The sequence below is a fragment of the Klebsiella sp. GFKo11 genome, assembly GCF_056490265.1.
The window spans coordinates 5,107,707-5,121,154 of sequence record NZ_CM151369.1 but is presented as its reverse complement, the minus strand read 5'-3'; the positions used below and the strand labels follow the sequence as shown (position 1 = coordinate 5,121,154).

Annotated in this window: 13 protein-coding genes; all 13 read left to right on the top strand. The window is 52.0% G+C overall.

The annotated features are described in order from the left end of the window. The first annotated feature begins 83 nt into the window (after window positions 1–83). The 13 genes from pyrH to rnhB all read left to right on the top strand — a co-directional run bounded on the left by pyrH (window position 84) and on the right by rnhB (window position 13,410). On the top strand, window positions 84–809 hold the full coding sequence (gene pyrH, locus AC07P6_RS24700) for a UMP kinase (RefSeq protein WP_110272468.1): 726 nt from the start codon (window positions 84–86) through the stop codon (window positions 807–809). 203 nt (window positions 810–1,012) lie between these two features. Then, a complete protein-coding gene (gene frr / locus AC07P6_RS24695; RefSeq protein WP_110272467.1) occupies window positions 1,013–1,570 on the top strand; it encodes a ribosome recycling factor in 558 nt (185 codons plus the stop codon). 227 nt (window positions 1,571–1,797) lie between these two features. Further along, window positions 1,798–2,997: a 1-deoxy-D-xylulose-5-phosphate reductoisomerase gene (gene ispC / locus AC07P6_RS24690; RefSeq protein WP_478314908.1), complete on the top strand. Its 1,200-nt coding sequence runs from the start codon at window positions 1,798–1,800 to the stop codon at window positions 2,995–2,997. Window positions 2,998–3,239: 242 nt separating this feature from the next. Next, window positions 3,240–3,998, top strand: coding sequence for a (2E,6E)-farnesyl-diphosphate-specific ditrans,polycis-undecaprenyl-diphosphate synthase (ispU, locus tag AC07P6_RS24685; protein ID WP_181483504.1), 759 nt, complete (start codon window positions 3,240–3,242; stop codon window positions 3,996–3,998). A gap of 12 nt (window positions 3,999–4,010) precedes the next feature. Next, the gene (cdsA, locus tag AC07P6_RS24680) at window positions 4,011–4,868 is read left to right on the top strand and encodes a phosphatidate cytidylyltransferase (RefSeq protein WP_434660065.1); all 858 of its coding nucleotides are present in this window, start codon (window positions 4,011–4,013) and stop codon (window positions 4,866–4,868) included. Window positions 4,869–4,879: 11 nt separating this feature from the next. Next, complete coding sequence (rseP, locus tag AC07P6_RS24675) at window positions 4,880–6,232, top strand: sigma E protease regulator RseP (protein ID WP_181483502.1); 1,353 nt, start codon at window positions 4,880–4,882, stop codon at window positions 6,230–6,232. Window positions 6,233–6,263: 31 nt separating this feature from the next. Then, a complete protein-coding gene (gene bamA / locus AC07P6_RS24670) occupies window positions 6,264–8,681 on the top strand; it encodes an outer membrane protein assembly factor BamA (protein ID WP_182236454.1) in 2,418 nt (805 codons plus the stop codon). Window positions 8,682–8,805: 124 nt separating this feature from the next. Then, window positions 8,806–9,291, top strand: coding sequence for a molecular chaperone Skp (gene skp / locus AC07P6_RS24665; protein ID WP_110272461.1), 486 nt, complete (start codon window positions 8,806–8,808; stop codon window positions 9,289–9,291). A gap of 3 nt (window positions 9,292–9,294) precedes the next feature. Then, window positions 9,295–10,320, top strand: a complete 1,026-nt coding sequence (gene lpxD, locus AC07P6_RS24660) for a UDP-3-O-(3-hydroxymyristoyl)glucosamine N-acyltransferase (RefSeq protein WP_112215833.1) — start codon at window positions 9,295–9,297, stop codon at window positions 10,318–10,320. A 101-nt stretch (window positions 10,321–10,421) separates the two neighbouring features. Further along, a complete protein-coding gene (gene fabZ, locus AC07P6_RS24655) occupies window positions 10,422–10,877 on the top strand; it encodes a 3-hydroxyacyl-ACP dehydratase FabZ (RefSeq protein WP_004145858.1) in 456 nt (151 codons plus the stop codon). A gap of 3 nt (window positions 10,878–10,880) precedes the next feature. Beyond that, complete coding sequence (lpxA, locus tag AC07P6_RS24650; protein WP_434660063.1) at window positions 10,881–11,669, top strand: acyl-ACP--UDP-N-acetylglucosamine O-acyltransferase; 789 nt, start codon at window positions 10,881–10,883, stop codon at window positions 11,667–11,669. Further along, window positions 11,669–12,817 carry a lipid-A-disaccharide synthase gene (gene lpxB, locus AC07P6_RS24645; RefSeq protein ID WP_434660062.1) on the top strand — a complete coding sequence of 383 codons (1,149 nt, stop codon included), beginning with the start codon at window positions 11,669–11,671 and terminating at the stop codon, window positions 12,815–12,817. The genes lpxA and lpxB overlap by 1 nt, the downstream gene beginning before the upstream one ends. Further along, entirely contained in the window at window positions 12,814–13,410 is a 597-nt protein-coding gene (rnhB, locus tag AC07P6_RS24640; protein ID WP_478314907.1) for a ribonuclease HII, read from the top strand. The genes lpxB and rnhB overlap by 4 nt, the downstream gene beginning before the upstream one ends. The last annotated feature ends 38 nt before the right edge of the window (window positions 13,411–13,448 follow it).

Sequence of the window (13,448 nt, the reverse complement as noted above, 5' to 3'; positions counted from 1 at the left end):
GCTCTGGTGGCTACGCTGGAAAGCGACGTACAATGTCGCCGGAAATAATTCATCTCATTCGTTGACAGTCTCAGGAAAGAAACATGGCTACCAATGCAAAACCCGTCTACAAACGTATTCTGCTTAAATTAAGTGGCGAAGCTCTGCAAGGTTCAGAAGGCTTCGGTATTGATGCAAGCATACTTGACCGTATGGCTCAGGAAATCAAAGAACTGGTTGAACTGGGTATTCAGGTTGGCGTAGTGATTGGTGGCGGTAACTTGTTCCGTGGAGCTGGTCTGGCGAAAGCAGGTATGAACCGCGTTGTGGGCGACCACATGGGCATGCTGGCAACGGTCATGAACGGCCTTGCAATGCGTGATTCTCTCCATCGCGCCTATGTGAACGCCCGCCTGATGTCAGCTATTCCGCTGAACGGCGTGTGTGATAACTACAGTTGGGCGGAAGCCATCAGTCTGCTGCGTAACAACCGCGTGGTGATTCTGGCCGCCGGTACGGGCAACCCTTTCTTTACCACTGATTCCGCAGCTTGCCTGCGCGGTATCGAAATCGAAGCTGATGTTGTGTTGAAAGCGACGAAAGTTGATGGCGTATTTACCGCTGACCCGGCCAAAGATCCTTCTGCCACCATGTACGATCAGCTGACCTACAGCGAAGTACTGGATAAAGAGCTGAAAGTGATGGATCTTGCAGCCTTCACCCTGGCCCGTGACCATAAATTGCCGATTCGCGTGTTCAACATGAACAAGCCGGGCGCGCTGCGCCGTGTGGTGATGGGCGAAAAAGAAGGCACATTAATTACGGAATAATTCCCGTCAGCGTCAAATGCGGGTAATATTCGGCCTTACTTTTACGGGTTTATGGCCCGATGGTTTTCAACATGCTTGTGGATGGAATACTGCGGCTGACCCGTAGTATGAAAGACGTTGAGCATAAACATGACTATACTTAGCTCACTTTTGTGTGGGCGACCGTCTGGTCTGTCTGAGACAAGTTTTCAAGGATTCGTAACGTGATTAGCGATATCAGAAAAGATGCTGAAGTACGCATGGAAAAATGCGTCGAAGCGTTCAAAACCCAAATCAGCAAAATACGCACGGGTCGTGCTTCTCCCAGCCTGCTGGATGGCATTGTCGTGGAATACTACGGCACGCCGACGCCGCTGCGTCAGCTAGCAAGCGTAACGGTAGAAGATTCCCGTACTCTGAAAATCAACGTGTTCGATCGCTCGCTGAGCCCGGCCGTTGAAAAAGCGATTATGGCATCTGACCTCGGTCTGAACCCAAGCTCTGCGGGCACCGATATCCGCGTTCCGCTGCCGCCGCTGACTGAAGAGCGTCGTAAAGATTTAACCAAAATTGTGCGCGGCGAAGCCGAGCAGGCGCGCGTTGCCGTACGTAACGTTCGCCGCGATGCCAACGATAAAGTGAAAGCATTACTGAAAGAGAAAGAGATCAGTGAAGATGACGATCGCCGCTCTCAGGATGATGTGCAGAAAATGACCGATGCTGCTATCAAGAAAGTTGATGCGGCGCTGGCGGATAAAGAAGCGGAACTGATGCAGTTCTGATCCTCTGCCGACACGTAGATTCGAAGTATGGATCTACGTAAAGTCTGAAACGCCGTACAGGAGACCGTACGCTCAATTTTCGGGATTGCGTTTAGACGGCTGGCCTTGTAGCCTTTGGCGCCATGTCAAAGGTTCAATGCTTCCGTTCTGTAACCCGATGATTGATGCATAGGGGCTTGCTGGCGGCGTTTTGCTTTTTATTTTGTCATAATTCTTCTGGACGTCTCATGAAGCAATTAACCATTCTCGGTTCGACGGGTTCTATTGGCTGCAGCACGCTGGATGTGGTGCGCCATAACCCCGGTAGCTTTTCCATCGCCGCGCTGGTCGCGGGGAAAAATGTCGACCGTATGGTTGAACAATGTCTGGAGTTCGCCCCTCGTTACGCGGTAATGGACGATGCGCAAAGCGCTGAGTCGCTGCGGGTCAGGTTGCGCGGGCACGGCAGTCGTACTGAAGTGATGAGCGGTCAACAGGCTGCGGCAGATGTTGCTGCGCTGGACGATGTCGATCAGGTTATGGCGGCAATTGTTGGTGCCGCAGGTCTGGTACCGACTCTCTCGGCAATACGCGCAGGAAAAACGGTCCTGCTGGCGAACAAAGAGTCGCTGGTAACCTGCGGGCGTCTGTTTATGGATGCTGTTCAGCAACATGGCGCGCGTCTATTGCCTGTTGATAGCGAGCATAATGCGATTTTTCAGAGTATGCCGGAAACAATTCAACATAATTTGGGATACGCTGATTTAACGCAGAATGGTGTGCTGTCGATTTTGTTGACCGGCTCAGGCGGACCCTTCCGGGATACGGCAATTGGCGAACTGGCGGCAATGACACCGGATCAGGCCTGTCGTCATCCAAACTGGTCAATGGGGCGTAAAATCTCTGTCGATTCTGCCACCATGATGAATAAAGGGCTGGAGTATATCGAAGCCCGTTGGTTGTTTAATGCTTCGGCGCAGCAAATGGAAGTGCTTATCCATCCGCAATCAGTGATTCATTCGATGGTGCGTTATCAGGACGGTAGCGTCCTGGCACAGCTCGGTGAGCCGGATATGCGTACGCCGATTGCCCACACAATGGGTTGGCCTAATCGTCTGAACTCAGGGGCAAAACCGCTGGATTTCTGTCAATTAAGTAACCTGAATTTCTCGACGCCGGATTACGGGCGTTATCCGTGCCTGAAGCTGGCGATGGATGCCTTTGATGTTGGTCAGGCGGCGACAACGGCGCTTAATGCGGCGAACGAAGTCTCCGTAGCCGCATTCCTGAATGGCGATATTCGTTTTACCGATATCGCGGCGGTTAACCAGTCAGTGCTGGATCAACAAGCGTTGAATGAACCGCAAAGTATTGATGAAGTACTGGTGATTGACGCTATGGCTCGGGCTTGCGCAAGCCAGATATTGGCGTCCCGAAGCAAATTCTGATACTCGTTGTGATATTTGTGGGCGCTGGGCTTCAGTGATATAGTCTGCGCCATCCGATCGTTGCATTTTGTTGTGAAAGATTACGGTGGCCGTGGCAAGACACGGCTTTTTTGCGTAAAGCTTTTGGTTGTTCTCTGCGATTGGCCGTAGCTCCGGTACCGGATAAAAATGCGTATCCAGCGCTGACCGGTGACCCGTGTTTGGTAGCTTAGCTAATCCTTATTATGGACTTAAAACGCGTTATGTTGTCTGCTAATCAAACTGTCAGCGAAATGTCGTCCGCACATGGCTGTCGTCATGTTGCCATTATTATGGACGGCAACGGTCGTTGGGCGAAACGGCAAGGAAAAATTCGCGCCTTTGGCCATAAAGCCGGGGCGAAATCTGTTCGTCGAGCCGTCTCTTTCGCGGCGAACAATAGTATTGAAGCGTTGACGTTATACGCATTCAGTAGTGAAAACTGGAATCGTCCGGCGCAGGAAGTCAGTGCGCTGATGGAGCTGTTTGTCTGGGCGCTGGATAGCGAAGTGAAAAGCCTGCACAGGCACAACGTTCGTCTGCGCATTATCGGCGAGACAACACGTTTTAACGCACGTTTGCAGGAGCGTATCCGTAAAGCGGAGGCGTTGACTGAGAACAATACAGGTTTGACCCTGAACATTGCTGCGAACTATGGCGGCCGCTGGGATATCGTCCAGGGCGTTCGCCATTTGGCTCAACAGGTACAGGACGGGGTGCTGCAACCCGATCAAATCACGGAAGAGATGCTGAGCCAGCAGGTTTGTATGAATGAGCTTGCACCCGTAGATTTAGTTATTAGGACCGGGGGAGAGCATCGCATTAGTAACTTTCTGATTTGGCAAATTGCCTATGCCGAACTTTACTTTACAGATGTTCTTTGGCCCGATTTCGCTGAACAGGACTTTGAAGGTGCACTCCATGCCTTTGTTAATCGAGAGCGTCGTTTCGGCGGCACTGAGCCGGGTGGCAACAATGCCTGATGGGGGTCACTTTTGCTGAAGTATCGCCTGATTTCTGCTTTCGTCTTAATCCCCGTCGTTATAGCGGCGCTTTTTCTATTGCCGCCCGCGGGTTTTGCCATCGTCACGCTGGTCGTGTGTATGCTCGCCGCGTGGGAATGGGGGCAATTTAGCGGGTTCACTTCAACTACGCAGAGAGTCTGGCTGTCGGTGCTATGCGGCCTGCTGCTGGCGCTGATGCTTTTCCTGATGCCGGAATACCATTATGACGTCCATCAACCGCTGGTTGAAGGATCGCTTTGGGCATCATTTGGTTGGTGGATTGTCGCGCTACTTCTGGTGCTGACCTACCCGGCTTCTGCAACATTTTGGCGGAATTCAAAAACATTGCGCCTGATTTTTGGCGTCCTGACTATCGTGCCATTCTTCTGGGGCATGCTGGCCCTGCGGGCCTGGCATTACGCCGATGACCATTACAGCGGTGCGCTGTGGTTGCTGTATGTGATGATCCTGGTCTGGGGAGCTGATTCCGGCGCTTATATGTTCGGTAAAATGTTCGGTAAACATAAGCTGGCGCCGAAGGTTTCCCCGGGTAAAACCTGGCAGGGTTTTTTCGGCGGTCTGCTGACGGCCGCGGTGATTTCCTGGGCTTACGGCTGGTGGGCGCATCTGGATGTGACGCCGACGGTCCTGCTGGTTTGTTCTGTCGTTGCCGCGTTGGCTTCAGTGCTTGGCGACCTGACCGAGAGCATGTTCAAACGTGAAGCGGGTATTAAAGATAGTGGAAATCTGATTCCTGGACATGGTGGTATTCTGGATCGTATCGATAGCCTGACGGCTGCGGTCCCTGTGTTTGCGTGTCTGCTTTTGTTAGTTTTCAGGACGATTTGACGGAAAATTTTATGCTGAGCGTTCTCTGGAATTTGGCTGCTTTTATTATTGCGCTGGGCGTGTTGATCACCGTCCATGAGTTTGGCCATTTCTGGGTAGCTCGTCGCTGTGGCATTCGCGTTGAGCGTTTCTCCATCGGTTTTGGTAAGGCACTCTGGCGGCGCTTTGATAAACAGGGCACGGAATTTGTTATTGCCCTTATCCCGTTAGGTGGCTATGTCAAAATGCTCGACGAACGCGTCGAGCCGGTGGCGCCAGAGATGCGCCACTACGCTTTCAACAACAAAACCGTTGGTCAGCGTGCTGCTGTTATTGCCGCTGGGCCTATCGCCAACTTCCTTTTTGCCATTTTTGCCTACTGGTTGGTCTTCATTATTGGTGTCCCTGGCGTTCGTCCGGTTGTTGGCGATATAACGCCCAACTCGATAGCCGCGCAAGCACAAATTGCAAAAGGAACGGAACTTAAAGCGATAGATGGCATCGAAACGCCTGATTGGGATGCTGTGCGTATGGCGCTGGTGGCGAAGATAGGCGATCGGCAAACAATACTTACCGTTGCCCCTTTCGGGACCAATCAACGTCAGGATAAAATCCTCGATCTGCAGCATTGGGCGTTCGAGCCGGATAAACAAGATCCGGTCGCATCACTGGGCATTCAGCCCCGTAGTGCACAGATTGATACGGTCCTGGCGGAAGTACAATCTGACTCGGCAGCACAAAAGGCGGGTTTGCAAGCGGGCGACAGGATCGTTAAAGTCGATGGTCAACCGTTAACGCAGTGGATGACGTTTGTTAATCTGGTGCGTGATAATCCGGGCACGGCCTTAGTTCTGGAGATCGAACGGCAGGGGAATCCCTTGTCCGTGACGCTGACGCCAGATACGAAGTCTGCCAAAGGTAAATCTGAGGGGTTTGCAGGGGTCGTACCTAAGGTCATCCCGCTGCCTGATGAATATAAGACAGTGCGTCAGTACGGACCGTTTGCCGCCATCGCTGAAGCCACGGATAAAACCTGGCAACTGATGTCGTTAACGGTCAGGATGCTGGGCAAATTGATAACCGGTGATGTCAAACTGAACAACCTCAGCGGGCCGATTTCTATCGCCCAAGGGGCTGGAATGTCAGCGGAATTTGGGTTGATTTACTATCTGATGTTCCTTGCGCTGATTAGCGTGAACCTTGGAATAATCAACTTGTTCCCGCTTCCCGTTCTTGACGGGGGGCATCTGCTGTTTTTGGCGATTGAAAAGCTGAAGGGCGGACCGGTATCCGAGCGAGTTCAAGACTTTAGTTATCGCATTGGCTCAATATTGCTGGTGTTGTTAATGGGGCTTGCACTTTTCAATGATTTCTCTCGGTTGTAAGAGAGTTTGTTAGGAAGAACGCATAATAACGATGGCGATGAAAAAGTTGCTCATAGCGTCGCTGCTGTTTAGCAGCGCAACCGTATACGGTGCTGAAGGGTTCGTGGTGAAGGACATTCATTTCGACGGCTTGCAGCGTGTCGCTGTTGGTGCGGCCCTCCTCAGTATGCCAGTGCGTCCTGGCGATACCGTAACCGATGATGATATCAGTAACACCATCCGTGCTCTGTTTGCCACTGGCAACTTTGAGGATGTCCGCGTCCTGCGCGATGGTGATACCCTGCTGGTGCAGGTGAAAGAGCGTCCAACGATTGCCAGCATCACTTTCTCCGGCAATAAGTCGGTGAAAGATGACATGCTCAAGCAAAACCTTGAGGCATCCGGCGTACGCGTAGGGGAATCTCTCGATCGCACCACGCTCGCTGATATTGAAAAAGGGCTGGAAGATTTTTACTACAGCGTCGGCAAGTACAGCGCCAGCGTAAAAGCTGTCGTGACGCCGCTGCCGCGTAACCGTGTCGACCTGAAACTGGTATTCCAGGAAGGCGTATCGGCTAAAATCCAGCAGATCAATATCGTCGGCAATCATGCTTTCAGCACTGATGAACTGATTTCGACATTCCAACTGCGCGATGAAGTGCCATGGTGGAACGTGGTTGGCGATCGCAAATACCAGAAACAGAAGCTGGCAGGGGACCTCGAAACTCTGCGTAGTTACTATCTGGATCGCGGCTATGCCCGTTTCAACATTGATTCCACGCAGGTTAGCCTGACGCCGGACAAAAAGGGCATCTACATCACCGTCAACATTACCGAAGGCGATCAGTACAAGCTTTCTGGTGTGCAGGTGACAGGCGATCTGGCGGGACATTCGGCAGAAATCGAAGCGCTGACCAAAGTGGAGCCGGGCGAGCTGTATAACGGCACCAAAGTGACCAAAATGGAGAATGACATTAAGAAACTCCTCGGTCGCTATGGCTACGCCTATCCGCGCGTTCAGTCCCAGCCGGAAATTAACGATACCGACAAGACTGTGAAGCTACACGTTAACGTGGATGCGGGTAACCGTTATTACGTGCGTAAAGTGCGTTTTGAAGGTAACGATACCTCGAAAGATTCCGTTCTGCGTCGCGAAATGCGTCAGATGGAAGGTGCCTGGCTGGGTAGCGACCTGGTTGACCAGGGTAAAGATCGTCTGAACCGTTTGGGCTATTTTGAAACGGTTGATACCGATACGCAGCGCGTACCGGGTAGCCCGGATCAGGTTGACGTAGTTTACAAGGTTAAAGAACGTAATACCGGTAGCTTTAACTTTGGTGTTGGTTACGGTACTGAAAGCGGCGTTAGCTTCCAGGCTGGCGTTCAGCAAGATAACTGGCTCGGTACCGGCTATTCTGTTGGTATTAACGGCACCAAAAACGATTACCAGACCTATACTGAACTGTCGGTGACTAACCCGTACTTTACCGTGGATGGCGTCAGCCTCGGTGGTCGTGTCTTCTATAACGACTTCGATGCTAACGATGCGGACCTGTCTGACTATACCAACAAAAGTTATGGTACAGACATCACGCTGGGCTTCCCGGTCAACGAATACAATTCGCTGCGCGCGGGTCTGGGCTACGTGCATAACAAGCTGTCCAATATGCAGCCTCAGGTCGCTATGGATCGTTACCTTGCATCAATGGGGGCAGATAATACCAACAGCTTCTCTGCTGATGATTTCACCTTCAACTACGGTTGGACGTATAACAAGCTCGATCGTGGTTTCTTCCCGACCGAAGGTTCACGTGTCAACCTGAATGGTAAAGTGACAATTCCGGGCTCTGACAACGAATACTACAAAGCGACGTTGGATACGGCAACCTATGTGCCGATTGATGACGATCACAAATGGGTAGTTTTGGGACGTACCAGACTGGGTTATGGTGACGGTATTGGAAGCAAAGAGATGCCGTTCTATGAGAACTTCTATGCGGGTGGTTCCAGCACCGTGCGCGGCTTCCAGTCTAATACCATCGGTCCGAAGGCGGTCTATAAATCAGGGGCCTATGCTGGGGATGATGATGACTACGAAGAGTGCTCCAATTCTGACGGTAAAGACTGTAAATCAGATGATGCGGTGGGCGGTAACGCCATGGCGGTTGCCAGCCTCGAGTTTATCACCCCAACGCCGTTTATTAGCGATAAATATGCGAACTCGGTCCGTACTTCCTTCTTCTGGGATATGGGTACCGTGTGGGATACGAACTGGCAGAATACTGCGGCGACGAGAGCCGCTGGAGTTCCTGACTACAGCGATCCGAACAACATTCGTATGTCTGCGGGTATCGCAGTTCAGTGGATGTCGCCGTTAGGGCCGTTGGTATTCTCCTACGCCCAGCCGTTTAAAAAGTACGATGGAGACAAAGCTGAACAGTTCCAGTTTAACATCGGTAAAACCTGGTAATTGTGTTGGCTGCAATGGAATGCAAGAGCAGTATAGCGCTGACTATTGGCGATAACTGAGGTTATCGCCTGGCCACGCAAATAACGGTACCTCAGGGTACTCATGGGATGGTAAGGAGTTTATTGTGAAAAAGTGGTTATTAGCTGCAGGTCTGGGTTTAGCAATGGTAACTTCCGCTCAGGCGGCAGATAAAATTGCAATGGTTAACATGAACAACTTGTTCCAACAGGTTGCCCAGAAAACAGGCGTTTCTAACACGCTGGAAAACGAGTTTAAAGGCCGCGCAAGCGAGCTGCAGCGTATGGAAGGCGACCTGCAGTCTAAAATGCAGCGTCTGCAGTCCATGAAAGCCGGTGCTGACCGTACCAAACTGGAAAAAGACGTGATGGCTCAGCGCCAGACTTTCTCCCAGAAAGCCCAGTCTTTCGAGCAGGACCGCGCACGTCGTTCTAACGAAGAACGTGGCAAGCTGGTGACTCGTATCCAGAGCGCAGTACAGAGCGTTGCTAAAGATCAGAGCATCGATCTGGTTGTTGACTCTAATGCCGTGGCATACAACAGCAGCGATGTAAAAGACATCACCGCTGATGTGCTGAAACAGGTTAAATAAGTAATGCCTTCAATTCGACTGGCTGATTTAGCACAACAGTTGGATGCAGAACTACACGGTGATGGCGATATCGTCATCACCGGCGTTGCGTCCATGCAATCCGCTAAAACGGGCCATATTACTTTCATGGTAAATCCTAAGTACCGTGAACACCTGGCCGCTTGCCAGGCGTCTGCTGTCGTGATGACGCAGGATGATTTGCCCTTTGCCCATAGTGCCGCGCTGGTAGTGCGTAATCCCTACCTGACATATGCGCGCATGGCTCAAATTCTTGATACCACGCCGCAGCCGGCGCAGAATATCGCGCCCAGCGCGGTTATTGACGCCACGGCTAAGCTGGGTACTGACGTTGCTATTGGCCCGAATGCTGTTATTGAATCGGGCGTTGTGCTCGGCGATAACGTTGTTATCGGCGCGGGATGCTTCGTTGGGAAAAATACGAAAATTGGTGCTGGCTCGCGTTTGTGGGCCAATGTGACCGTTTACCACGATATTGAGATCGGCGAGAATTGTCTGATCCAGTCCAGTACGGTAATTGGTGCGGATGGCTTTGGTTACGCCAACGATCGTGGTAATTGGGTTAAGATCCCACAATTGGGTCGCGTTATTATTGGCGATCGTGTGGAGATTGGCGCTTGTACTACCATTGATCGTGGTGCGCTGGACGATACTGTGATCGGCAACGGTGTGATCATCGATAATCAATGTCAAATTGCGCACAACGTGACGATTGGTGACAATACTGCCGTTGCTGGCGGTGTGATCATGGCGGGCAGCCTGAAAATTGGCCGTTACTGCATGATTGGCGGCGCCAGCGTGATCAACGGACACATGGAAATCTGCGATAAAGTTACCGTAACGGGGATGGGAATGGTTATGCGTCCAATCACCGAGCCGGGAGTTTACTCTTCAGGTATTCCGCTGCAACCGAATAAGGTTTGGCGAAAAACGGCTGCGTTGGTGCTGAATATTGATGATATGAGCAAGCGTCTCAAAGCTATTGAGCGCAAGGTTAATCAGCAAGATTAGTGCTTCACCCGACACATTAAATTTTCGGCCTGTTGCATTCATGAGATTGCCGCAGGCCGTGTTATTATTGCCCTTTAGTATATTTAGACAGGAAGAGTATTTTGACTACTGACACTCATACTCTGCACATTGAAGAGATTCTGGAACTTCTCCCTCACCGTTACCCGTTCCTGCTGGTAGATCGCGTGCTGGATTTTGAAGAAGGTCGTTTTCTGCGCGCAGTAAAAAATGTTTCTGTAAATGAGCCGTTTTTCCAGGGACACTTCCCTGGTAAGCCGATTTTACCGGGCGTACTGATTCTGGAAGCAATGGCGCAGGCCACCGGCATTCTGGCATTCAAAAGCGTGGGAAAACTGGAGCCGGGCGAGCTGTATTATTTTGCCGGGATCGACGAAGCGCGTTTCAAACGTCCGGTCGTACCTGGCGATCAAATGATTATGGAAGTCACTTTTGAGAAAACCCGTCGCGGCCTGACTCGTTTCAAAGGCGTTGCGCTGGTTGATGGAAAAGTGGTTTGCGAAGCAACGATGATGTGTGCCCGTAGCCGGGAGGCCTGATACGTGATTGATAAAACCGCCTTTATTCATCCTTCCTCCATTGTAGAAGAAGGCGCCGTTATTGGTGCTAACGTTCACATTGGTCCGTTTTGTATTGTTGGCGCTAATGTCGAAATTGGCGAAGGCACCGTACTGAAGTCTCATGTTGTCATTAATGGTCATACCAAAATTGGCCGTGATAACGAGATCTATCAGTTCGCTTCCATCGGCGAAGTTAACCAGGATCTGAAATATGCTGGTGAACCAACCCGCGTGGAAATTGGCGATCGCAACCGCATACGCGAAAGCGTCACCATTCATCGTGGCACAGTACAGGGCGGTGGATTAACGAAGGTGGGCAGCGATAACCTGCTGATGATCAACGCGCACGTGGCGCACGATTGTACGCTTGGCAACCGCTGTATTCTGGCCAATAACGCGACGCTTGCTGGCCATGTCTCGCTGGATGATTTTGTTATCATCGGCGGCATGACCGCAGTACATCAATTCTGCATCATCGGCGCACATGTCATGGTTGGCGGCTGCTCCGGTGTTGCGCAAGACGTTCCGCCGTTTGTTATTGCTCAGGGCAACCACGCAACGCCGTTTGGCGTCAATATCGAAGGGCTGAAACGCCGTGGCTTTAGCCGTGAAGCGATCACGGCCATTCGCAACGCGTATAAACTGCTGTATCGCAGTGGCAAAACGCTGGACGAAGCAAAACCTGAGATCGCCGAACTGGCGATTCAGCACCCTGAAGTTCAGGCATTCACTGACTTTTTTGCCCGCTCAACGCGCGGCCTGATTCGTTAATGATTGAATCGCGTCCCCTGACTATTGCCCTGGTCGCCGGAGAAACTTCCGGCGATATTCTTGGCGCAGGTCTTATCCGTGCGCTTAAAGCCCGTATACCTGATGCACGCTTTGTCGGCGTTGCTGGGCCGCTGATGCAGGCCGAGGGCTGTGAAGCCTGGTATGAGATGGAAGAGCTGGCGGTAATGGGCATTGTCGAAGTGCTCGGACGCCTGCGTCGCCTGCTGCATATCCGTGCCGATCTTACCCGCCGATTCACCGATCTTAAGCCCGATGTATTCGTTGGAATCGATGCGCCTGATTTCAATATCACTCTTGAAGGTAATCTGAAGAAGCAGGGTATCAAAACTATCCATTACGTCAGTCCCTCCGTTTGGGCATGGCGGCAAAAACGCGTTTTCAAAATTGGCAGATCGACCGATCTGGTACTGGCATTTCTGCCTTTCGAAAAAGCGTTTTATGACAGATTTAATGTCCCTTGTCGGTTTATCGGCCACACGATGGCGGACGCGATGCCGCTGGATCCGGACAAAGGCGCGGCGCGCGAGCGTCTGGGGATCGCCCTGGATGTGCACTGCCTGGCGCTACTGCCGGGAAGCCGCGGCGCTGAAGTCGAGATGCTTAGCGCCGATTTCCTGAAAACGGCGCAGATCCTGAGGGGTTATTATCCTGACCTGGAAGTTGTTGTGCCGCTGGTCAATGCGAAAAGGCGGGAGCAGTTCGAGCGTATCAAAGCGGAAACGGCACCGGATCTTGCGGTGCATATGCTGGACGGCCAGGCGCGAGACGCGATGATAGCAAGCGATGCCGCGCTACTGGCTTCCGGAACGGCTGCGCTGGAGTGCATGCTGGCGAAGTGTCCGATGGTGGTTGGTTATCGTATGAAGCCATTTACCTTCTGGTTAGCTAAGCGGCTGGTTAAAACTGACTATGTGTCGTTGCCAAATCTCCTGGCCGGGCGCGAACTGGTCAAAGAACTGTTGCAGGATGAGTGCCAGCCGCAGGCGTTAGCCGACGCGCTGAAGCCGCTGCTGGCCGATGGTAAAACCAGCCACGATATGCATGAAACCTTCCGTGCGCTGCATCAGCAGATCCGCTGTAACGCTGATGAACAGGCGGCGGATGCAGTACTGGAGCTAGCAAAATGATGGAATTCGTTTATCCGCATACCCATCTGGTTGCCGGAGTTGATGAAGTCGGACGCGGTCCGCTGGTTGGCGCGGTGGTGACTGCCGCGGTCATTCTCGACCCGGCAAAACCGATTGTGGGTCTTAATGACTCCAAAAAGTTAAGCGAAAAACGCCGCCTGGCGCTATTCGATGAGATCAAAGAAAAAGCGCTGTGCTGGAGCCTCGGTCGTGCTGAGCCGCATGAAATCGATGAACTGAATATTTTGCACGCGACCATGCTGGCAATGCAGCGCGCTGTTGGCGGTTTGAGTATTCCCCCAGAGTATGTCCTGATTGATGGCAACCGCTGTCCGCCGCTGCCTGTACCTTCACTGGCAGTTGTCAAAGGCGATAGCCGGGTGGCGGAAATTAGCGCTGCGTCTATTCTGGCTAAAGTGACGCGCGATGCTGAAATGACCGAACTGGATCGGGCATACCCCCAGTACGGTTTTGCCCAACATAAAGGTTATCCCACCGCTTTCCACCTGCAAAAACTGCTGGAACATGGCGTAATCGAGCATCATCGGCGTAGTTTTGGCCCGGTGAAACGCGCGCTGGGCCTGGCGTCCTGAACCGACACGCAAGCAATTAAGTAACGCGGAATCTGAAG

Bases quoted from the DNA above. Each gene is read 5' to 3' on its own strand.
- rseP (WP_181483502.1), top strand. From the start codon at position 4,880: ATGCTGAGCGTTCTCTGGAATTTGGCTGCTTTTATTATTGCGCTGGGC.
- rnhB (WP_478314907.1), top strand. From the start codon at position 12,814: ATGATGGAATTCGTTTATCCGCATACCCATCTGGTTGCCGGAGTTGAT.
- bamA (WP_182236454.1), top strand. From the start codon at position 6,264: ATGGCGATGAAAAAGTTGCTCATAGCGTCGCTGCTGTTTAGCAGCGCA.
- ispC (WP_478314908.1), top strand. From the start codon at position 1,798: ATGAAGCAATTAACCATTCTCGGTTCGACGGGTTCTATTGGCTGCAGC.
- pyrH (WP_110272468.1), top strand. From the start codon at position 84: ATGGCTACCAATGCAAAACCCGTCTACAAACGTATTCTGCTTAAATTA.
- ispU (WP_181483504.1), top strand. From the start codon at position 3,240: ATGTTGTCTGCTAATCAAACTGTCAGCGAAATGTCGTCCGCACATGGC.
- lpxD (WP_112215833.1), top strand. From the start codon at position 9,295: ATGCCTTCAATTCGACTGGCTGATTTAGCACAACAGTTGGATGCAGAA.
- lpxB (WP_434660062.1), top strand. From the start codon at position 11,669: ATGATTGAATCGCGTCCCCTGACTATTGCCCTGGTCGCCGGAGAAACT.